The sequence below is a fragment of the Pseudomonas sp. CFBP13528 genome, from assembly GCF_005233615.1.
Lineage (GTDB): Bacteria > Pseudomonadota > Gammaproteobacteria > Pseudomonadales > Pseudomonadaceae > Aquipseudomonas > Aquipseudomonas fluorescens_AM.
This window is the reverse complement of record NZ_QGAJ01000012.1, coordinates 67,693-88,148: the sequence shown is the minus strand read 5'-3', so window position 1 is coordinate 88,148 and position 20,456 is coordinate 67,693. Positions and strand designations below refer to the sequence as shown.

17 protein-coding genes are annotated in these 20,456 nt (G+C 62.1%); 10 read left to right on the top strand and 7 right to left on the bottom strand.

Going from position 1 to position 20,456, the window contains the following annotated elements; translation table 11 throughout:
* Window positions 1–53 precede the first annotated feature (53 nt).
* The 10 genes from PspCFBP13528_RS20145 (at window position 54) to PspCFBP13528_RS20100 (ending at window position 14,653) form a co-directional block, all read left to right on the top strand.
* Window positions 54–1,913: an extracellular solute-binding protein gene (locus PspCFBP13528_RS20145; protein WP_137201348.1), complete on the top strand. Its 1,860-nt coding sequence runs from the start codon at window positions 54–56 to the stop codon at window positions 1,911–1,913.
* Window positions 1,913–2,971: a microcin C ABC transporter permease YejB gene (locus PspCFBP13528_RS20140; protein ID WP_137201346.1), complete on the top strand. Its 1,059-nt coding sequence runs from the start codon at window positions 1,913–1,915 to the stop codon at window positions 2,969–2,971. The genes PspCFBP13528_RS20145 and PspCFBP13528_RS20140 overlap by 1 nt, the downstream gene beginning before the upstream one ends.
* A complete protein-coding gene (locus tag PspCFBP13528_RS20135) occupies window positions 2,971–3,993 on the top strand; it encodes an ABC transporter permease (protein ID WP_065952461.1) in 1,023 nt (340 codons plus the stop codon). Before PspCFBP13528_RS20140 ends, PspCFBP13528_RS20135 begins: the two co-directional genes overlap by 1 nt.
* Before the next feature lie 10 nt (window positions 3,994–4,003).
* A complete protein-coding gene (locus tag PspCFBP13528_RS20130; RefSeq protein WP_137201343.1) occupies window positions 4,004–5,575 on the top strand; it encodes an ABC transporter ATP-binding protein in 1,572 nt (523 codons plus the stop codon).
* A gap of 108 nt (window positions 5,576–5,683) precedes the next feature.
* The gene (locus tag PspCFBP13528_RS20125; RefSeq protein WP_137201342.1) at window positions 5,684–7,084 is read left to right on the top strand and encodes a sigma 54-interacting transcriptional regulator; all 1,401 of its coding nucleotides are present in this window, start codon (window positions 5,684–5,686) and stop codon (window positions 7,082–7,084) included.
* A 285-nt stretch (window positions 7,085–7,369) separates the two neighbouring features.
* A complete protein-coding gene (locus PspCFBP13528_RS20120) occupies window positions 7,370–8,761 on the top strand; it encodes a GntP family permease (RefSeq protein WP_065952458.1) in 1,392 nt (463 codons plus the stop codon).
* Between the two features lie 7 nt (window positions 8,762–8,768).
* Window positions 8,769–9,542 (top strand): 3-hydroxybutyrate dehydrogenase, encoded by a 774-nt coding sequence (locus PspCFBP13528_RS20115; protein ID WP_137201340.1) that lies wholly within the window; start codon window positions 8,769–8,771, stop codon window positions 9,540–9,542.
* A 159-nt stretch (window positions 9,543–9,701) separates the two neighbouring features.
* Window positions 9,702–11,654: an acetoacetate--CoA ligase gene (locus tag PspCFBP13528_RS20110; RefSeq protein ID WP_137201338.1), complete on the top strand. Its 1,953-nt coding sequence runs from the start codon at window positions 9,702–9,704 to the stop codon at window positions 11,652–11,654.
* Between the two features lie 142 nt (window positions 11,655–11,796).
* Window positions 11,797–14,334: a PAS domain-containing protein gene (locus PspCFBP13528_RS20105; RefSeq protein ID WP_137201336.1), complete on the top strand. Its 2,538-nt coding sequence runs from the start codon at window positions 11,797–11,799 to the stop codon at window positions 14,332–14,334.
* A 43-nt stretch (window positions 14,335–14,377) separates the two neighbouring features.
* Window positions 14,378–14,653, top strand: a complete 276-nt coding sequence (locus PspCFBP13528_RS20100) for a peptidylprolyl isomerase (protein WP_003174397.1) — start codon at window positions 14,378–14,380, stop codon at window positions 14,651–14,653.
* Window positions 14,654–14,756: 103 nt separating this feature from the next.
* Here PspCFBP13528_RS20100 and PspCFBP13528_RS20095 read toward each other — a convergent pair whose 3' ends face one another.
* From PspCFBP13528_RS20095 to PspCFBP13528_RS20065, 7 genes are all read right to left on the bottom strand, one after another.
* Window positions 14,757–15,662 (bottom strand): sugar kinase, encoded by a 906-nt coding sequence (locus PspCFBP13528_RS20095; RefSeq protein WP_137201334.1) that lies wholly within the window; start codon window positions 15,660–15,662, stop codon window positions 14,757–14,759.
* Between the two features lie 111 nt (window positions 15,663–15,773).
* The gene (locus PspCFBP13528_RS20090) at window positions 15,774–16,982 is read right to left on the bottom strand and encodes an amino acid deaminase (RefSeq protein ID WP_137201332.1); all 1,209 of its coding nucleotides are present in this window, start codon (window positions 16,980–16,982) and stop codon (window positions 15,774–15,776) included.
* 9 nt (window positions 16,983–16,991) lie between these two features.
* Window positions 16,992–17,756, bottom strand: a complete 765-nt coding sequence (locus PspCFBP13528_RS20085; RefSeq protein ID WP_137201331.1) for an IclR family transcriptional regulator — start codon at window positions 17,754–17,756, stop codon at window positions 16,992–16,994.
* 169 nt (window positions 17,757–17,925) lie between these two features.
* Window positions 17,926–18,315, bottom strand: a complete 390-nt coding sequence (locus tag PspCFBP13528_RS20080) for a RidA family protein (protein ID WP_137201330.1) — start codon at window positions 18,313–18,315, stop codon at window positions 17,926–17,928.
* Between the two features lie 15 nt (window positions 18,316–18,330).
* Window positions 18,331–19,113 (bottom strand): amino acid ABC transporter ATP-binding protein, encoded by a 783-nt coding sequence (locus PspCFBP13528_RS20075; protein WP_137201328.1) that lies wholly within the window; start codon window positions 19,111–19,113, stop codon window positions 18,331–18,333.
* Complete coding sequence (locus PspCFBP13528_RS20070) at window positions 19,110–19,772, bottom strand: amino acid ABC transporter permease (protein WP_137201326.1); 663 nt, start codon at window positions 19,770–19,772, stop codon at window positions 19,110–19,112. Before PspCFBP13528_RS20070 ends, PspCFBP13528_RS20075 begins: the two co-directional genes overlap by 4 nt.
* Window positions 19,773–19,783: 11 nt before the next feature.
* Complete coding sequence (locus PspCFBP13528_RS20065) at window positions 19,784–20,446, bottom strand: amino acid ABC transporter permease (RefSeq protein ID WP_017737242.1); 663 nt, start codon at window positions 20,444–20,446, stop codon at window positions 19,784–19,786.
* Between the last annotated feature and the right edge of the window lie 10 nt (window positions 20,447–20,456).

Genomic DNA, 20,456 nt, shown 5'->3' with positions numbered 1-20,456 from the left:
AAGTCGTTAACGTACCGCTCTCTATTTATGTTCATCCGCGCTCAAGGCTGATAATGCGATTGGCTTTTCCAAAACTGTTGAGCATCACCCTGGTCCTGTTCATGACAGGCACCGCCGTGATAGCAGCGCCACAAGCCTCCCTCACGGTGTACGGCGAGCCGGCCAAATACCCCGACGGCTTCAGCCATTTCGACTATGCCAACCCGGATGCGCCCAAAGGCGGCAGCCTGCGCCGCTCCGCCCTGGAGATCGGGCGCTTTGACCATGTCTTGCCGTATATCGACAAAGGCATCGGCGTGTCCCAGGTGGATGGCTGGCTGTATGCGCCGCTGGCCCAGCGCTCCCTGGACGAGCCTTATACGGTCTACGGCCTGGTTGCCGAAAAAATGGAGCGCGCCGACGACGGTCTGTCGCTGCGTTTCTACCTCAACCCCAAGGCGCGTTTTGCCGATGGCAAACCGATTACCGCCGAAGACGTGCGTTACAGCTTCGATTTATTGATGACCCAAGGCAGCCTGCGTTTTCGCACACTGTTTGCCGACGTCAAGCATGTCGAAGTCGAAGGCGAGCGCCAGGTGCGTTTCGACTTTGCCAGCAATGAAAACCGCACCCTGCCCCTGGATATCGCCACCCTGCCAGTGTTTCCCGAACATTGGTGGAAGACCCGCGACTTCGCCAATGGCGGCGGCTATGAAGCCCCTCTGGGCAGTGGCCCGTATAAAGTGAGCAAGATCGACTCCGGCAGCACCATCACCTTTACCCGCGATCCCGATTGGTGGGGCAAGGATTTGCCCGTCAGCCGTGGCCTCTACAACTTCGATCACCTGAGCCTGGAGTATTTCGGCGACACCGAAGTGGCGCGCCAGGTGCTGCGCGGCGGCGCCTACGATTTCAACCGGGAGTTTTCCGCCACCGGCTACTCCATCGGCTATAACGGCCCGGCCCTTGACGATGGCCGCCTGCAGCGCGCGCATTTGGCCAAGGAGATGCCGCAGCCGGCTCAGGGCTATGTGTTCAATGTGCAAAAGCCGATGTTCAAGGACCGTCGCGTGCGCCAGGCCCTGGCCATGCTATGGGATTTCGAATGGGCCAACCGGCAGATGATGCGCAACCTGTACATCCGTCAGCAGAGCTATTTCTCCAATAGCCCGCTTGCCGCCACCCAGTTACCGAGCCAGGAAGAACTGGCGATCCTTGAACCCTTGCGCGGGCAGATTCCCGATGAAGTGTTTACCCAGGTGTTCAAGGCGCCTGTCACCGATGGCAGCGGCGTGATCCGCGATAAGCAGTTGCAGGCCCTGGCCCTGCTGGAGCAAGCGGGCTGGAAGCCTGACGGCGACAGGCTGGTCAATGCCGAGGGCGAGCCGCTGGCATTCACCTTCCTCAATGCCCAGGCGGGTGTGGAACGTCTGCTGCTGCCGTACAAGCGCAACCTGGCGCAAATCGGTATCACCTTGAATATCCGCCGCATCGACTCCTCCCAATACGTCAACCGCTTGATGGCACGGGATTACGACATGATTGTCACCGGCTTTCCGGTCACGGCATCGCCGGGCATGGAGCTGTACAATTTCTTCGGTTCCGCCGCCGCGTTCGATCCGGGCGCCAATAACTATATGGTGCTGCAGGATCCGGCCGTCGACAGCCTGGTCAAGGGCCTGGTCAAGGCCGACACCCAGGCGCAGATGCTCACCTACGCCCACGCGCTGGATCGGGTGCTGCAATGGAACTACCTGTGGATTCCCAATTACTACCCACCCGGCACCTCCGCGGCGTGGTGGAATCGCTTCGGCCGCCCAGCCATCGAGGCGAAAAACGATGAAGCGCTGGAAACCTGGTGGGAAGTCAGCCCGACGCCGCTGACAGACGAGCAGATGCGCGCCAAGCTGGAACAACGTGGAGCTAAGCGCTGATGTTTGCCTATATCGTGCGGCGCCTGCTGTTGATCATCCCGACCCTGGTGATCATCCTGCTGGTCAATTTCGTGATCGTGCAGGCCGCGCCGGGCGGGCCGGTCGAACAAGCCATTGCCCACCTGCAAGGCATCGGCGGGGGCGGTGTCGCAGGCGCTTCCGGCGAAGGCATCAGCGGCTCGCGGGCCAGCCGCGGCCTGGACCCGAAACTGATCAAGGACATCGAAAAGCAATACGGCTTCGACAAGCCTGCGCCGGAACGCCTGTGGCTGATGCTCAAGAGCTACGCCCGACTGGACTTCGGCAACAGCTTCTTTCGCGGCGCGACGGTGATCGACCTGATCCTGGAAAAGATGCCGGTCACCATTTCCCTCGGCCTGTGGGCCACCTTGATTACTTACCTGGTGTCGATCCCCCTGGGGATACGCAAGGCGGTGCGCCATGGCAGCAGCTTTGATGTATGGAGCAGCACCGCCATCGTGATCGGCTATGCGATGCCGGCGTTCCTGTTCGCGATGTTCCTGATCGTAATATTTGCCGGCGGCACTTCGCTGAACTGGTTCCCGGTGCGCGGATTGGTGTCGGAGAATTTCGAAGCACTGAGCACCGTGGGCAAGATCGCCGACTACTTCTGGCACCTGGTATTGCCGGTCACGGCGCTGGTGATCGGCGGGTTCGCCACCCTGACCATCCTCACCAAGAACTCGTTCCTCAACGAAATCACCCGACAGTACGTGGTGACCGCGCGCGCCAAGGGTTTGAGCGAGCGTCGCGTGCTCTACGGCCATGTGTTTCGCAACGCGATGCTGCTGGTGATTTCCGGGATTCCCCAGGCGTTCATCAGCGTGTTCTTCGCGGGCTCGCTGCTGATCGAGGTGATCTTCTCTCTCGATGGCCTGGGCCGCATGAGCTATGAGGCTGCGGTGTCGCGGGATTACCCGGTGGTGTTTGGTTCGCTGTTTATCTTTACCCTGTTCGGCCTCTTGATCAAACTCATCGGTGACCTCTGCTACACCCTGGTGGACCCGCGTATCGACTTTGCCGCGAGGAACGCCTGATGCTCAATCTGTCTCCCGTGGCACGTCGGCGTTTTGAGCGATTCAAGAAGAACCGTCGTGGCTGGTGGTCCCTATGGCTCTTCATCGGCCTGTTCATGCTGACACTGGGCGGCGAGCTGATCGCCAATGACAAGCCCCTGGTGCTCAGTTTCAAGAACGAGCTGTATTTCCCGGTATTCAAACGCTACACCGAGCAGCAGTTCGGCGGGCAACTGCCGTTCCAGGCCGACTACCGCAGTGACTACGTGCAAAAGCTGATAAGGCAGGACGGCGGCTGGATGCTGTTTCCCCCCATCCCCTTCAGCGACGACACACCCAACTATGAATTGACCCGCCCTGCCCCCAGCCCGCCGTCGACGGTGAACTGGCTGGGCACCGATGACCAGTCGCGGGATGTGCTGGCGCGGGTGATTTTCGGCGCGCGGGTGTCGATCCTGTTTGCCCTGGCGTTGACCGCGATCAGCGCGGCCATCGGCATCGCTGCTGGCGCATTGCAGGGTTACTACGGCGGCTGGGTGGACTTGCTCGGCCAACGCATCCTGGAGGTATGGTCGGGCCTGCCGGTGCTGTACCTGCTGATTATTCTGTCGGGGTTCGTCGAGCCGAATTTCTGGTGGCTGCTGGGGATCATGGCGCTGTTCTCCTGGCTGGCCCTGGTGGATGTGGTGCGTGCCGAGTTCCTGCGCGGGCGCAACCTGGAGTACGTCAAGGCCGCACGCGCCCTGGGACTGGGCGACGGCAAGATCATCGCCCGGCATATCCTGCCCAATGCCATGACCGCGACCTTGAGCTATTTACCGTTCATCCTGACCGGGGCGATTTCGACCTTGAGCGCCCTGGACTTCCTCGGCTTCGGCATGCCGGCCGGCAGTGCTTCGCTGGGTGAGTTGATCGCCCAGGGCAAGCAGAACCTGCAAGCGCCGTGGCTGGGCCTGACGGCATTTTTCACCCTGGCGCTGATCCTGTCGCTGCTGGTGTTTATCGGCGAGGCGTTGCGTGATGCCTTCGACCCTCGCTCATGAGTGACCGCGTATGAACCTGATTGAAATCCGTGACCTGTGCGTGGCGTTCGGCGGCCAGACCGTGGTGCACAATGTGAGCCTGGACGTACGCCCAGGCGAATGCCTGGCGCTGGTTGGCGAGTCGGGCTCGGGCAAATCCGTGACCGCCCATTCGATCCTGCAATTGCTGCCCGACGCCGGCGCGCACAGCACAGGCTCGGTGAAGTACCGCGGCCAGGAGTTGATGGGTGCGTCACCTGCGGCCCTGCAAAAGCTGCGCGGCAACCGCATTGCCATGATCTTTCAGGAGCCGATGACCTCGCTGAACCCGCTGCATACGGTCCAAAAGCAGATCGGCGAGACCCTGCTGCTGCACAAGGGCCTGGGCGGCAAGGCGGCGCAGGCGCGCATCCTCGAACTGCTCGACCTGGTGGGCATCCAGAAGCCGCGGGAGCGGCTCAAGGCCTATCCCCATCAACTCTCCGGTGGCCAGCGCCAGCGGGTGATGATCGCCATGGCCCTGGCCTGCGAGCCGGAGCTGCTGATTGCCGACGAACCCACCACCGCGCTGGACGTGACCGTGCAGCGCAAGATCCTGCTGTTGCTCAAGTCCCTGCAGCAACGCCTGGGCATGTCACTGCTGCTGATCAGCCATGACCTCAACCTGGTGCGCAGCATTGCCCAGCGGGTGTGCGTGATGCGCGCCGGAGAGATCGTCGAGCAGGCCGATTGCCAGACGCTGTTCACGGCGCCCCAGCACCCTTACAGCCGCCTGCTGCTGGACGCCGAACCGTCCGGCGATGCGCTGTGCAGCGACGAGCGCGAGACGGTCTTGCAGGTCGATGACCTGACCGTGCAGTTTCGCCTCGGCGGCGGGCTTTTTCGGCCCAAGACCTACCTGCGCGCGGTGGACGGCATCAGCCTGAGCGTGCAACGGGGCAAGACCCTGGGGATTGTCGGCGAGTCCGGCTCGGGCAAGTCCACCCTCGGCCAGGCGATTTTGCGCTTGCTGGACTCCAGCGGCAGCATCCGCTTCCAGGGCCAGGCCCTCGACCCGCTCACTCATCAGCAGATGCGGCCGTGGCGCAAGCAGATGCAGGTCGTGTTCCAGGACCCCTATGGCAGCCTCAGCCCACGCATGTCAGTGCAGCAGATCATCAGCGAGGGCCTGCAAGTGCACGCCCCGTGCAGCCTCGACGCGCGCGAAGCGCAAGTGATCCAAGTCCTCAAGGATGTGGGCCTGGACCCCGCCAGCCGCCATCGCTACCCCCATGAGTTTTCCGGCGGCCAGCGGCAACGTATCGCCATTGCGCGTGCGCTGGTGCTCAGGCCGGCGCTGATGCTGCTGGATGAACCCACCTCGGCGTTGGACCGTACGGTGCAAAAACAAGTGGTGGCGCTGCTGCGCGAACTGCAGGAGAAATACGGCCTGACGTACCTGTTCATCAGCCATGACCTGGCGGTGGTGCGTGCGATGGCCCACGATATGATCGTGGTCAAGGACGGCAAGGTAGTGGAACGTGGCGCCAGTCATGACGTATTTGAGTCGCCGCAACACCCCTACACCCGGGAGCTTCTGGCAGCGGCGCATATTCCCCTGTAGGAGCGAGCTTGCTCGCGAAGAAATTGAATACTCCAAGTTCCTCCAGAAGCGCCGCGTTATCGTTGATAACCTTCGCGAGCAAGCTCGCGCCTACAGGATTTTGTACCCATGAGTACCAGCCTCAAGGATTACCAACAGGTTCGTGGCCTGGCTATCCAGTCGCTGTTCGAGATCATTGAGCAGTCCAGCGAAGGCACGGTGATTGTCGATCGCGACGCGAATATCGTCTGGATGAACGAACGCTACGCCAGGCGTTTCGGCCTGCAAAGCGCCGAGCAGGCCATCGGCCAACCCTGCGAGCAGGTGATTTCCAATAGCCTGCTGCGCCAGGTGGTGCGCAATGACCGGCCGATCCTGCTGGATATCCAGGACACGCCCAAGGGCCCGCTGGTGGTGATGCGCCTGCCGATCCACGACGAAGCGGGCGCGGTGATCGGTGCGATCGGGTTTGCGTTGTTCGATGAGTTGCGCAACCTGTCGCCGCTGATCGAACGCTACCTGAGCATGCAGCAGGAGCTGGCGTCCACCCGTTCGCTGTTGCGCTCGCGGCAAAGCAAATACAACTTCGCGCACTTTATCGGCACCAGCGCCGCCAGCCTTGAAGTCAAGCGCCGCGCGCGGCGCAGTGCGAACGCCGAATCGCCGGTGCTGCTGCTCGGTGAAACCGGCACCGGCAAGGAGCTGCTTGCCCAGGCCATCCATGGCGCGTCGCCACGCGCCCACAAGGCGTTCGTCAGCATCAACAGCGCGGCGATTCCCCATGACCTGCTCGAGGCTGAGTTTTTCGGCACCGCACCGGGTGCGTTTACCGGCGCCGACCGCAAGGGCCGGCCGGGAAAATTCCAGATCGCCCAGGGTGGCACGCTGTTTCTGGATGAGATCGGTGACATGCCGCTGCCCCTGCAAAGCAAGTTATTGCGGGTGCTGCAGGAAAAGGAATTCGAACCGGTGGGTTCCAACGAGATGCTGCACAGCGATGTGCGGGTGATTGCCGCCACCTCCATGGACCTGGAAGCGGCGATCAAGCGTGGCGAGTTCCGCGCAGACCTGTATTACCGCCTCAATGTCCTGCCGATCCAGGTGCCGCCGTTGCGTGAACGGCTGGAGGATATTCCCGCGCTGAGCGAAGCGATTCTGGAAGAACTGCGCAGCCGGCATGAGTTGAGCCCCGAAGCGCTGACACTGTTGGCCCACCATGCCTGGCCGGGCAATATCCGCGAGCTGCGCAATGTGCTTGAGCGGGCGGCGTTGTTGAGTGATGACCTGCTGTTGAACGCCGCACAGATCCGTGCGGCGATTGGTACGTTCAGCCCGGTGGCAAGCGGTGCGGTGGCCACAGTCGAGGGTGAGACGTTTGCGGCGGCGCGGGCGCGGTTTGATCGGCAGTTGATCGATGAGGCTTTGCAGGCGTGCGCGGGGAATGTGGTGGAGGCCGCCAAGCGGTTGGGGCTGGGGCGGTCGACGCTGTACAAGAAAATGATCGCCCTTGGGCTAACTCAGTCTCCCTAAAGAGACAGCACTCTCAATATAAAGACAACCCAATGTGGGAGGGGGCTTGCCCCCGATAGCAGTGTGTCAGGTTAAGCATATACACCTGATATACCGCCATCGGGGGCAAGCCCCCTCCCACATTGGAGCTGTGTTTGTCTCACTATTGAGATAGCCTCCAAAATAATCAACGCAAAATCCTATAAATAACCTTTTATTTCAATAACTTAAATACTTGGCACACATCTCGCTATACCTCCCCCAAAGCCCCACCCCACAACAATAACAATCCGATGGAGACACACCATGAGTGTGATCATTGCCCTGGCAGCGCTGGCGCTGCTGATGCTGGCTGCCTACCGTGGCTACAGCGTCATCCTGTTTGCCCCAATCGCTGCCCTTGGCGCTGTGCTGCTCACCGACCCGTCCGCTGTCGCTCCGGCCTTTACCGGGGTGTTCATGGAAAAGATGGTCGGCTTTATCAAGCTGTATTTCCCGGTGTTCCTGCTCGGCGCGGTGTTCGGCAAGCTGATCGAGCTGTCAGGCTTTTCGCGCTCGATTGTCGCCGCCGCCATTCGTGTGCTTGGTACGCGCCAGGCGATGCTGGTGATCGTACTGGTCTGCGCCCTGCTCACCTACGGCGGTGTGTCGCTGTTTGTGGTGGTCTTTGCGGTGTACCCGTTTGCGGCGGAGATGTTCCGCCAGAGCAATATCCCCAAGCGCCTGATCCCGGCCACCATCGCCCTTGGCGCGTTCTCGTTCACCATGGACGCCCTGCCCGGCACGCCGCAGATTCAGAACATCATCCCCAGCACCTTCTTCAACACCACGGCCTGGGCGGCGCCGTGGCTGGGGCTGATCGGTACGATCTTCGTATTCTGCGCGGGCATGCTGTACCTGGCGCGCCAACGCAACAAGGCCCAGCGCGCGGGCGAAGGCTATGGCACCGAGCTGCGCAACGAACCGGAAACCGCCGAGAACCTGACCCTGCCCAACCCCTGGATCGCGCTGTCGCCGCTGATTCTGGTAGGGGTGATGAACCTGCTGTTCACCCACTGGATCCCGCAGTGGTACGGCAAGACCCACAGCCTCAGCCTGCCCGGCATGAGCGCCCCGGTGACCACTGAAATTGCCAAACTCACTGCGATCTGGGCGGTGCAGGCGGCGTTGCTGGTGGGGATTATCGTGGTGCTGGTGTGCGGCTTCTCGGCGATCAAGAGCAAGCTGGCCGAAGGCAGTAAAAGTGCAGTCAGCGGCGCGTTGCTGGCGGCGATGAACACTGCCTCTGAATACGGTTTCGGTGCAGTGATCGCCTCGTTGCCGGGCTTTCTGGTACTGGCGGACTGGCTCAAGGGCATCCCCAACCCGCTGGTCAACGAAGCCATTACCGTGACCCTGCTGGCGGGGATTACCGGCTCCGCGTCCGGCGGCATGAGCATCGCCCTGGCAGCCATGTCCGAGAGCTTTATTTCAGCGGCCCATGCGGCCAATATCCCCCTTGAAGTGCTGCACCGGGTCGCGGCCATGGCCAGCGGCGGCATGGACACCCTGCCCCACAACGGCGCGGTCATCACGCTGTTGGCGGTGACCGGGCTGACTCACCGCGAAGCCTACAAGGACATTTTCGGCATCACGATCATCAAGACCCTTGCGGTGTTCGTGGTGATCGGTACTTTCTACGCCACCGGCATTGTGTGAGGTTTTCATGACGAGATTGAACGGCAAGACGGCTCTGGTCACCGGCTCCACCAGCGGCATCGGCCTGGGCATTGCCCTGAGCCTGGCCAAGGCCGGCGCCAACCTGATCCTCAACGGCTTCGGCGACGCCAGCGCGGTGATCGCCCAGGTGCAGGCATTGGGCGGCAAGGTCGGGCATCACCCGGCGGACGTCAGCGACCCGGCACAGATCGCCGAGATGCTCGCCTACGCCGAGCACGAGTTCGGCGGCATCGACATTCTGGTCAATAACGCCGGCATCCAGCACGTGGCGGCAGTGGAAGACTTTCCGGTGGAGCGTTGGGACTCGATCATCGCCATCAACCTGTCATCGGTGTTCCACAGCACCCGCTTGAGCCTGCCGGGCATGAAGGCCAGGGGCTGGGGACGCATCGTCAATATCGCCTCGGTGCATGGCCAGGTCGGTTCGGTGGGCAAGGCAGCCTATGTGGCGGCCAAGCACGGGGTAATCGGCCTGACCAAAGTCGTGGGCCTGGAAACCGCTACCAGCAACGTAACGTGCAATGCCATTTGCCCAGGCTGGGTACTGACGCCGCTGGTGCAGAAGCAGATTGATGATCGTGTGGCCAGTGGGGTGGAGCCGCAGCAGGCGCAGCAGGATCTGCTCGCGGAAAAACAGCCGTCGCTGGAGTTTGTGACGCCGTCACAGTTGGGTGAGTTGGTGCTGTTCTTATGCAGCGAGGCCGGCGCCCAGGTGCGTGGTGCGGCGTGGAACATCGATGGCGGCTGGCTGGCCCAATAACCCCAGGCAGTGGAGATCAAATGTGGGAGGGGGCTTGCCCCCGATGGCAGTGTGTCAGAGTGAAAATTTGTAACTGAACCACCGCCATCGGGGGCAAGCCCCCTCCCACACTGGAACTCTATTGTTTGGAACACCAGTAAAAGAACAAGAGATATCGCTATGTCCGACATCCTCTGGCAACCCTCCCCCGAACGCATCGCCAACACGCGCATGGACCAGTTCCGACGTTTTATCAATGCTCGCCACGATGTGCAGCTCAACGACTATCCCGCCCTGCACCAATGGAGCATCGACCAGCGCGCGGACTTCTGGCAGGCCATCGTGGCGTTCTTCGACGTGCATTTTCGCAGCCCGCCCAGCGCCACGCTGGTCGAAGGCAATGAAATGCCCAGCGCCCAATGGTTTCCCGGCGCGACATTGAACTTCGCGGAGCACTTGCTGCGCCGCCGCGACGATCACCCTGCCGTGGTTGCCATCAGCGAAGACGGCCAGCGCGAACAACTGACCTACGCCGAGCTGGCCGCGCACGTGGCGGGCCTGCAAAAAAGCTTGCGCGCGGCCGGGGTCGGCCTCGGTGACCGGGTGGCCGCGTGCATGCCCAACACCTGGCAAACCCTGGTCGGCATGCTCGCCACCACCAGTCTCGGCGCAGTCTGGTCGTGCTCCTCGCCGGATTTCGGCACTCAGGGCGTCATCGACCGGTTCGGTCAGATCGAACCCAAGGTGCTGATCACCTGCGCCGGTTATCGCTATGCCGGCAAGACCCTCGACCAGAGCGCCAAGCTCAATGAAATCCTCGCGCGGCTGCCGTCCCTGGAGCAACTGATCATCGTGCCTTACGCCCGCCCGCAGGCGCAGGTCGGCGACTACCGCACACAAGCCCGGGTCACGCTGTGGGACGACGTCTACCAGGCCGGCGGCGAGCCTGAATTTGTCGCGGTGCCGTTCGATCACCCGCTGTATATCCTCTATTCCAGCGGCACCACTGGCGTGCCCAAATGCATCATTCACGGCACCGGCGGCGTGCTGCTCACCCATCTCAAGGAACATGGCCTGCATGCCGACCTGTCTCGCGAGGACTGCCTGTTCTACTACACCACCTGCGGCTGGATGATGTGGAACTGGCTGGTGTCGGTGCTGGCGATTGGCGCCACGGCGGTGCTGTATGACGGCTCGCCGTTCCATCCCGGCCCCGAGCGTTTGATCGACCTGATCGATGCGGAAAACATCAGTGTGTTCGGCACCAGCCCCAAGTTCCTCGTCACCCTGGAAAAAGCCGGGCTGCAGCCACGCCTGAGCCACCACCTGAGCAGCCTCAAGGGCCTGATTTCCACCGGTTCGCCGTTGTCGCCCCAGAGTTACGACTATGTGTACCGCGAGATCAAGGGCGAGCTGTGCCTGTCGTCCATGTCCGGCGGCACCGATATCGTCTCCTGCTTCGTGATCGGCAACCCGGTGCTGCCGGTGCGCCGTGGCGAAATGCAGTGCAAGAGCCTGGGGATGGCCATCGAAGTATGGGACGACCAGGGCCAACCGCTGGTCGGCGAAAAAGGCGAACTGGTGTGTACCCGGCATTTTCCGGCCATGCCCATCGGGCTGTGGAACGATCCACACCAGCAGAAACTGCGCGCTTCGTATTTCAGCCAGTTCCCCGGCGTATGGGCCCAGGGCGACTATGCCGAGCAGCGTCCCAACGCCAGCCTGCTGATCCACGGCCGCTCCGACGCGGTGCTCAACCCTGGCGGCGTGCGCATCGGTACCGCCGAGATCTATCGCCAGGTGGAAAAAGTCCCCCAGGTGCTGGAAAGCCTCGCCATCGGCCAGCGCTGGCAGGACGATGTGCGCGTGGTGCTGTTTGTGCGCCTTGACGATGGTGTGCAACTGGATGAAGCGCTGGAGCAGCAGATTCGCCAGGTGATCCGCGCCAATACCACACCGCGCCATGTTCCGGCGAAGATCCTCGCGGTCACGGATATCCCACGCACCATCAGCGGCAAGATCGTCGAATTGGCAGTGCGCAACGTCGTACACGGTGAACCGGTGAAAAACACCGATGCGTTGGCCAATCCGCAGGCGCTCGAGCAATTTCGCGACCGCCCTGAGCTGGCGTGACAGATGAAAGGTTTCAGCGCTGATACGGCGTTTTGAAGAAAAACCGGCAATGCATGCTATTTTTCGAGGTAGCCACCCGTGGTTGTCTCTTGGGATAATGGGCGTTGTCTTTTTTTCAGAGCGTGAAGCGCAAGGCTTGTTTATGAATGGAACATCCACCGGTAGCGAGGCCGCTGCACTGATCGAGCGGCTGGACTGGGCGCAAAGCCCCCTCGGTGAGGCCAATGACTGGCCGCAAAGTCTGCGCACCGCCGTGGATATCGTGGTGCATTCGCCCATGCCGATGCTGCTGCTCTGGGGCGAGCAGCTCATCCAGCTCTACAACGATGGCTTCGCCCTGCTGGCCGGCAACAAGCACCCCGACGCCCTGGGCCAGCCGGTACACACGACCTGGCCGGAACTGCAGAGCTTTGCTGCGCCGATCTATGACGCGGTGCTCAGCGGCCAGGTGCGAACCTTCAGCGAGCAGTGTTTTGTGCTGCAGCGCAACCATCGCGACACTGAGATCTGGCTCGACCTGACCTACAGCCCGGTGCGCGATGAAAGCGGCCGCGTGGCCGGCATCCTGGTCACCGCCATCGAAACCAACGAGCGGCGCAGCAAAGCCCTCGAATTGCAGCAGCGCTCCGAAGACAGCCTCAAGGCCCAGCACAGTACCGAGCAGCGTCTGCAGCTGGCACTGGCGGCGACCGACGCGGTAGGCACCTGGGACTGGGACATCGGCGAAGACCGCTTTATCGCCGACGCGCATTTCGCTTACTTGCATAGCGTCGACCCGAATGACGCCGACCTGTTGCCCATCAGCGCCTACCTGCTCGGCGTGCACCCCGAAGACCGAGGCTCGGTCACGCGCAGCATCAAGCACTGCATCACCTACGGCACCGAATACGCCGAGGAATACCGCCTGCAGCAAGCCGACGGCCAGGTGCGCTGGGTGTTTGCCCGTGGCCGTTGCTACAAGGACCCGCAGGGACGGCCGGCGCGGTTCCTTGGCGCCGCGCTGGACCTCACCGAGCGCAAGCACACCGAGCAGGCGCTGCGTCAAAGCCAGACCGAGCTGCAACTGATCATCAACGCCATGCCGGTGTTGATCGGCTATGTCGACCACGAGCAGCGCTTTCGCCTGAACAACAGCGCCTACCTCGACTGGTACGGCAAGACGCCACAGGAGCTGTACGGCAAGACCATCCGCGAAGTCATCGGCGACGAGGTGTACGCCGGGCGCGCAGACAAGATCGCCGCCGCGCTCAACGGCAAGGCGTGCAGCTTCATGACCGTCTCGCCCCATCGCGACGGGCGAGCGCGCCATGCCTTGATGAAGTACCTGCCGCGCTTCAGCAACGACGGCTCGGTGAACGGTTTCTACATCTTTGTGATCGATGAGACCGAACGCAAACTCACCGAAGAAGCCCTGCGCCATCTCAACGAGAACCTTGAAGAACGCGTGGCCCAGCGCACCCAGGCACTGGCCGAGGCCAACCAGCGCCTGCAGAACGAGATGTTCGAGCGCGAGCGGGCCGAAGATGCCTTGCGCCACGCGCAGAAAATGGAAGCGGTGGGTCAGCTCACGGGCGGTATCGCCCACGACTTCAACAATATGCTCACCGGTATCATCGGCAGCCTCGACCTGATGCAACGCTACATTGCCGACGGCCGCAGTGAGGACATAGGCCGCTTTGCCGATGCCGCCGTGACGTCCGCCCACCGCGCCGCCGCCCTTACCCACCGACTGCTGGCGTTCTCACGGCGCCAATCGCTGGACCGGCGACCCACCGATCCCAACCAACTGGTGGCGTCCCTGGAAGACCTCTTCCGCCGCACCAAGGGCGCGCATATCACCCTCAACGTGCAGCTTGGCAAAGACATCTGGCCGGTGAACACCGACGCCAGCCAACTGGAAAACGCCCTGCTCAACCTGGTGATCAATGCCCGCGACGCCATGCCCGACGGCGGCGAACTGCTGATCGAAACCGCCAACAGTTATCTGGACGGCACCGATATCACCACCCTGGAGCCGGTCAAGGCCGGCGACTACGTGATGCTCGGCGTGCGCGACAACGGCAGCGGCATGGCGCCGAAGATCCTGGCCAAGGCCTTCGACCCGTTCTTTACCACCAAACCCATCGGCCAAGGCACCGGACTGGGCTTGTCGATGATCTACGGCTTCGCCCAACAGTCCGGTGGCCATGTGACTATCCAGAGCGAGCCGGGCCAGGGCACGTGCGTGCGCCTGTACTTGCCGCGCCTGCACGGCACCGCGCTGGAAAGCAGCCTGCCCGCCAGCCTGAGCGAAGCCCCGGTGGCCCTGGCCGGAGAAGCCGTGGTGGTGGTCGAGGACGACCCGGCGGTGCGCATGCTGGTGGTCAATCTGCTCGACGAACTGGGCTATACCGCTCACCAGGCGGCGGATGCGCGTGCCGCGCTGCCGCTGCTGGAATCGGACTTGCGCGTGGATTTGCTGGTGACCGACGTCGGCCTGCCGGGCATGAACGGCAGGCAACTGGCGGAAATCGCCCGCCAGCATCGCCCGGGCCTGCGCGTGCTGTTCATGACCGGTTATGCCGAGAAAGCCGCTGAACGCCAGGGCTTCCTGGAGGACGGCATGGACATGGTCGCCAAGCCATTTTCCATCGACCTGTTGGCCACTAAAATCCGCAGCATGATCGGCGTCGATGCCTGAGTTCAGGCATAATCGCGCGCCGTCGCACACCTGGTAGACATCAATGAAAGCCCAAGCCCGCCATATCCTGGTGAAAACCAGCGAAGAAGCCGAACAACTCAAGCAGCGCATTGCCAAGGGCGAAGCCTTTGACGTGCTCGCCAAGAAGTACTCCACCTGCCCGTCGGGCAAGCGTGGCGGCGATCTGGGTGAGGTGCGGCCCGGGCAGATGGTGGGGGCCATCGATGCGGTGATCTTCAAGAAGCCGGTGAAGGTGGTGCATGGGCCGATCAAGAGCAAGTTTGGGTATCACCTGGTGCAGGTGTTTTACCGGGACTGAGGGGGTTGGCTTTACACCGCCATCGGGGGCAAGCCCCCTCCCACAGGGGAACGCATTCCAAATGTGGGAGGGGGCTTGCCCCCGATCCGCCACAGGCGGCCACTCACCTCGGTATCAACGCCCCCGGCACCTGAATCACCCGACTCGCCAGCCGATGCCCCGCCAACGCTGCCTCTTGCGGCGACTCACCCTTGAGCCGCCCGGCCAGATACGCCGCACTGAACGAATCCCCCGCCGCCGTGGTGTCCACCACCTTCTCCACCGTTACCGCCGGCACCGCATAGCGCTCCCCCGCGCAACGAATCAAACACGCATCCGCGCCCCGCTTGAGCACCACCTGCGCAATCGCTGGATAGGCCGCAAATACCTGTTCGCTGTCCTCATAAGCAAACAACGCGCGCTCGTCATCCTCGGTCAGCAAGGCGATGTCCACTTCAGCCAACACCTTGCGATAGGCCTCACGAGCCGTGTCCACATCGACCCATAAGCGTGGCCGGTAGTTGTTATCGAACACCACCTTGCCACCCCGGCGGCGGGTCTCTACCAGGGTGTCCAGCAAGCGCTCGCGCCCAACCGCACCGAGCACCGCAAGGGTGATGCCGCTGAAATACACCACGTCATACTCCGGCAACGCCGCCAGGATCGGTTCGGCCGCAGGCGTGGTGAAGCAATCGCGTACGGCCGCTTCGTTGCGCCAGTAGAGAAACTTACGCTCGCCATTGGCATCGGTCTGGATGCAATACAAACCCGGCAGGCGTCCGGGCAGGCGCTGGACCATGCCCAGGCCGATGCCCTCGGCTTGCCACTGTGCGCACATTGAATCGCTGAAACTGTCATCGCCCAGGGCAGTGACGTAGTCGACGCTGCCGATATCACCCAGTTCGCGGCGCAGGTACACCGCGGTGTTCAGGGTGTCACCGCCGAAGCTCTGGTGCAGGCTGCCGTCGGCGCGGTGTTGCAGTTCGATCATGCATTCGCCGATAAGGGCGATGCGCGGTTTAGTGGTCATGGCTGCTGTCTCGGTGGGGCTGATGGCCTCATCGGGGGCAAGCCCCCTTCCCACAGGGGAACGCATTCCAAATGTGGGAGGGGGCTTGCCGCCCGATAGGCACGACGCGGTCTAGAAACACGTACGCAGGGACTCGATCACCCGCAACTGCTCATCCACCAGGCAACCCACCTGCCACTTGTCGAAGGTCAGGCATGGGTGGGACGTACCAAACGAAATGATGTCGCCAATGCGCAGGTCAACCCCCGGCGCCACGGTCATGAACGCATGCTGGTCCATCACGGCGGTCACCTGGCACGCGCTCACATCATCGCCCTCGGCCGGCACGATCCCGGCCTTGTAGCGCTTGAGCGGTACCGGCAGACCGGCGTCGTAGGCCACGTCGCGCTTGCCCAGGGCGATCACCGCAAAGCCCGGTTCCGGCAACGATTGCACATGGGCCCAGACTTCCAGCGCCGGGCGCAAGCCTTCGTCGAGGTCGCTGCGACGGTCAAGCACACAGCATTGCGCTTGCTTGTAGATACCATGGTCGTGGGCCACGTAGCTGCCTGGGCGCAGCACGCTGAGGAAGCGCCCGGCGGCATTCTGTTGCTCGAAGGATTCGGCGATCAGGTCATACCAGGCCGAACCCGAGGCTGTGACGATGGGTTTGGGCAGGTCAAAAAAGCCGTTGTCCTGCAGGTCCACTGCCAGTCGCACGAGGCTGGCGGCGAAGTCACGGATGCCGCTGATGGCGTGCTCGCCGTGGATCACCCCTTCGTAGCCTTCGATACCGGTCAGGGCCAGCGCAGGTTGAGCCTTGATCGCCTTGGCCAATTCGCGCACTTGCTGCTCGCTGCGGCAGCCGCAGCGACCACCGACTACACCGTACTCGATCATCACGTTCAGGCGCAGGCCACGGGCGGCGAAGAACAGGCCCAGGTCAGCGACGTTGTCCGGGTGATCGACCATGCAATGAAAGTCAAAATCCTGATCGGCCAGCAGGTCGGCAATCAACGCCATGTTCGGCGCCCCCACCAACTGGTTGGCCATCAGCACGCGACGCACGCCACCGGCGTAGGCAGCGCGGGTCTGCACGGCGTTGGCCAGGGTGATGCCCCACGCACCCGCAGCGACCTGACGCTGGAACAATGCCGGCATCATGCTGGTCTTGCCGTGGGGCGCCAACTGCGCGCCGCTGGCACTGACGAATGCCTGCATCCAGCGGATGTTGTGTTCCAGTGCCTCGCGGTGCAGCACCAGGGCCGGCAGGCTCACGTCGCGGACCAGATGAGCGCCAATGGCGGCGGCGCCTTTTTCAACGGCATTGAAGGCAGACATGGGAAATTCCTATTCGGTGATGCGCCGGGCCAGGTTGTTGGCGCTGTCGATCAGCACCCGGCGATAGTCATGGTAGTTTTTGCTCGCATCAGCCCGGGGGGCAACGATGCACAGCGTTGCAATGCTGGTGCCCTGCGCGTCGCGCACCGGGGCGGCAAAGCAGTGGGTAAAGGTGTCGGCCACGCTGTCGAAGGAGAAGAACCCGTCGAGGGTGGCCTGGCGGATCTGTGCCAGGAAGGTCTCCAGGGGCAGGCGCAGGCCATCGGGCAGGATGAAATCGTCGGAGTCGATCAGGTCGATGATCTGCTGGTCGCTCAAATGCCCCAGCAACAGGCGCCCGGAAGCGGTCCAGGGGATCGGCGCGTTTTCACCGATATCCGACGAAATACGGAAATGCCGCTGGCCTTCGCGCATCAGCGCTACCGTGTACTTGCGCCCGTTGAGCAGGCACATCTGCGCGGTTTCGTGGGTCTTGCTGACGATCTCCTGCAAGGCGTGGTCGGCCTCGCGCGTCAGGTCGAAGTGGCGCAGGTGCGCCTGGCCGAGGAAATACAGCTGGCGCCCGAGGTAGACGTGACCGTCCTTGCCCACGGTTTCCAGGATGCGGCGCTCGAGCAGCGAGGCGACCAGTTCATAGACCGTGGACTTGGGGCTGCCGATGCCGCTGGCGATATCATTCGGGCGCAGCGGCTGGCCGATTTCCTTGAGAAAATCGAGAATATCGAACGCACGGTCCAGGCCTTTGGCGCGGCGTTTGATGGTGTCTTCGGTCATGGCGGTTCCGGTCCGGTCGAAGTTGATGTGTGCGACAAAGTTCTCCTGTGGGAGGGGGCTTGCCCCCGATTGCAGTGTGTCAGTCCATACAGCTGTTACTGATACACCGCTATCGGGGGCAAGCCCCCTCCCACATTGGAGCAGCTGTGGTGTAGAGAGTGGGGCCAATTTAGCCCTTTTTCTTGTAGGCCACGCAATCGATCTCGACCTTGCAATCGACCATCATGTTCGCCTGCACGCACGCCCGCGCCGGGGCGTGTTCGGCCGTGAAGTATTCGCCGAACACCTTGTTGAAACTCCAGAAGTCCCGTGAGTCTTCCAGCCACACGCCGACACGCACCACGTCTTTCAATTCGTAGCCGGCCTCTTCAAGGATCGCCACCACGTTGCGCATGGTTTGGCGGGTTTGCTCGATGATGCCGCCAGTGATGATTTCGCCGTCCACCGCAGGCACCTGGCCTGAGACGTACAACCAGCCGTCCGCTTCCACTGCGCGGGCGAAGGGACGTGGCTGGCCGCCGCCGGCAGTACTACCGGCACCGTAACGAGTAATGCTCATAAAATAGCTCCTTGATTAAAAACGAATGTTCTTGAGAAATTCCGCCAGGCGCGGCGACTGCGGGCGTTCGAAAATATCCTTGGCGCTGCCCTGCTCTTCAATGCGCCCCTGGTTCATGAAAACGATCTTGTCCGACACTTCGTAGGCAAAGCGCATTTCGTGGGTGACCAGCAACATGGTCATGCCCTCCTCCGCCAGCCCCTTGATCACGTTGAGCACTTCGCCTACCAGTTCCGGGTCGAGGGCCGAGGTCACTTCGTCGAACAGCATCAGGCTGGGGTTCATGGCAATCGCCCGTGCAATCGCCACGCGCTGTTGCTGGCCGCCGGACAACTGACCGGGAAAGTGATTGCGACGCTCCAGAAGTCCCACGCGGTCGAGCCATTTTTCCGCAAGCGACACGGCCTCGTCCTGAGGCATTTTCTTAACTTTCAACAACCCCAGGGTCACGTTCTGCAAGGCGGTCAAATGCGGAAACAGGTTGAACTGCTGGAACGCCATGCCGGTCATTGCGCGGTGTTGGGCGATCACGCGCTCGGGATGACGCACGCGCTTGCCGGCCACGTCGCTGTAACCGATGGACTCGCCGTCCAGGGTAATCTGCCCGCCCTGGAATTCTTCCAGCAGGTTGACGCAACGCAACAGCGTGGTCTTGCCCGAGCCGCTGGAGCCGATCAGGGTCACCACGTTGCCGCGCTGCAGGCTCAGGTCGACCCCCTTGAGTACTTCCACTGCCCCGTATTGCTTGCGCAGGCCACGAATATTCAGCAGTGGTTCGGTTGTTTGACGTTGATTCATGGCAAGGCCACCCGCTTTTCTATGTAGCGCCCGAATAATTCAATGGCGTAGTTGATGACAAAGAACATAAAGCCTGCGAACAGGTAGAACTCCAGGGTCATGAAGGTGCGTGCGATGACTTGCTGGGTGCTCAGCAGCAACTCGGCCACGCCGATGACCGAGAGCAGGGTCGAGGCCTTGACGATTTCCGTGGAGGAATTGACCCAGGTCGGCAGGATCTGCCGCAACGCCTGGGGCAACAGCACGTAGCCCAGGGACTGGTAGAACGTCAGGCCAATCGCCTTGCCCGCTTCCAGTTGCCCACGGGGAATGGCCTGCAGCGCACCGCGCACGATTTCCGCGACGTGGGAGCCACAAAACAGCGTGAGCCCGACGGCGCCGGCCTGGAACGCGCTGATCTGCCAACCGAGCGCCGGCAGCATGTAGAAGCACGCCAACACCAGCACAAACACCGGCGTGCCGCGAATCAGGTCGACATACAGACGAAACGGCGCACGCATCCAGAACGTGCCGTAAGTGAGCACCATCCCGGCGCAGATACCGATCAGGGTGCCGAAAAAGATTGCCAGCGCCGAGCAATAGATACTGGTCTGAAACCCTGCCCACAGCGTCTCCCGGGCGATCCACAATTCATGCAGCCAACTGGGGGATTCGTACATGGAAACCCTCCTTAACGACGAATCGCCAGACGCTGTTCCAGGTAACGGAGCAGCATGGCAATGAGGTAACAGGCAGCCACGTAGAGCGCGGTCGTGACCAGCCAGGTTTCAATCACCCGGTAGCTTTCGACGTTGATCTTGCGGGCGTAATAGGTCAGCTCCGGCACCGCAATCGCAGCGGCCAGGGACGTGTCCTTGAACAGCGAGATAAAGTTGTTCGACAGCGCCGGCAGCACGTTGCGCAGCATCACCGGCACGGTGATATAGGCGCGGATACGCCACTCACCCAGGCCAATCGCCAAGCCGGCTTCGCGCAGGCCCTTGGGAATGTTCAACAGCCCGGCGCGGAATACCTCGGTCAGATAGGCCCCGGCATACAGCGACAGGGTAATGATGAACGACGGAATTTTATCCAGGCGAATCCCCAGCGACGGCAAGGCGAAGTAGATCAACAGGATCAACACCAGGATCGGCGTGTTGCGCACCACCGTCACGTACACCGAAGCAAAGATACGCAACGCGCGGTGCCTGGAGAGCATGGCAAACGCCATCAGCAGGCCGATCACGCAGCCGATGGCGATCGACAGCAAGGCCAACTGCAGGCCCAGGCCGAGGCCCGCCAGCAAGGTGTCGAAATCACGCCATACGGCGGCAAAGTTCAACTGATAGTTCATGGTCGACAGT

Coding starts and splice junctions, on each gene's coding strand:
- PspCFBP13528_RS20145 (WP_137201348.1), top strand. CDS start 54: ATGCGATTGGCTTTTCCAAAACTGTTGAGCATCACCCTGGTCCTGTTC.
- PspCFBP13528_RS20140 (WP_137201346.1), top strand. CDS start 1,913: ATGTTTGCCTATATCGTGCGGCGCCTGCTGTTGATCATCCCGACCCTG.
- PspCFBP13528_RS20135 (WP_065952461.1), top strand. CDS start 2,971: ATGCTCAATCTGTCTCCCGTGGCACGTCGGCGTTTTGAGCGATTCAAG.
- PspCFBP13528_RS20130 (WP_137201343.1), top strand. CDS start 4,004: ATGAACCTGATTGAAATCCGTGACCTGTGCGTGGCGTTCGGCGGCCAG.
- PspCFBP13528_RS20125 (WP_137201342.1), top strand. CDS start 5,684: ATGAGTACCAGCCTCAAGGATTACCAACAGGTTCGTGGCCTGGCTATC.
- PspCFBP13528_RS20120 (WP_065952458.1), top strand. CDS start 7,370: ATGAGTGTGATCATTGCCCTGGCAGCGCTGGCGCTGCTGATGCTGGCT.
- PspCFBP13528_RS20115 (WP_137201340.1), top strand. CDS start 8,769: ATGACGAGATTGAACGGCAAGACGGCTCTGGTCACCGGCTCCACCAGC.
- PspCFBP13528_RS20110 (WP_137201338.1), top strand. CDS start 9,702: ATGTCCGACATCCTCTGGCAACCCTCCCCCGAACGCATCGCCAACACG.
- PspCFBP13528_RS20105 (WP_137201336.1), top strand. CDS start 11,797: ATGAATGGAACATCCACCGGTAGCGAGGCCGCTGCACTGATCGAGCGG.
- PspCFBP13528_RS20100 (WP_003174397.1), top strand. CDS start 14,378: ATGAAAGCCCAAGCCCGCCATATCCTGGTGAAAACCAGCGAAGAAGCC.
- PspCFBP13528_RS20095 (WP_137201334.1), bottom strand. CDS start 15,662: ATGACCACTAAACCGCGCATCGCCCTTATCGGCGAATGCATGATCGAA.
- PspCFBP13528_RS20090 (WP_137201332.1), bottom strand. CDS start 16,982: ATGTCTGCCTTCAATGCCGTTGAAAAAGGCGCCGCCGCCATTGGCGCT.
- PspCFBP13528_RS20085 (WP_137201331.1), bottom strand. CDS start 17,756: ATGACCGAAGACACCATCAAACGCCGCGCCAAAGGCCTGGACCGTGCG.
- PspCFBP13528_RS20080 (WP_137201330.1), bottom strand. CDS start 18,315: ATGAGCATTACTCGTTACGGTGCCGGTAGTACTGCCGGCGGCGGCCAG.
- PspCFBP13528_RS20075 (WP_137201328.1), bottom strand. CDS start 19,113: ATGAATCAACGTCAAACAACCGAACCACTGCTGAATATTCGTGGCCTG.
- PspCFBP13528_RS20070 (WP_137201326.1), bottom strand. CDS start 19,772: ATGTACGAATCCCCCAGTTGGCTGCATGAATTGTGGATCGCCCGGGAG.
- PspCFBP13528_RS20065 (WP_017737242.1), bottom strand. CDS start 20,446: ATGAACTATCAGTTGAACTTTGCCGCCGTATGGCGTGATTTCGACACC.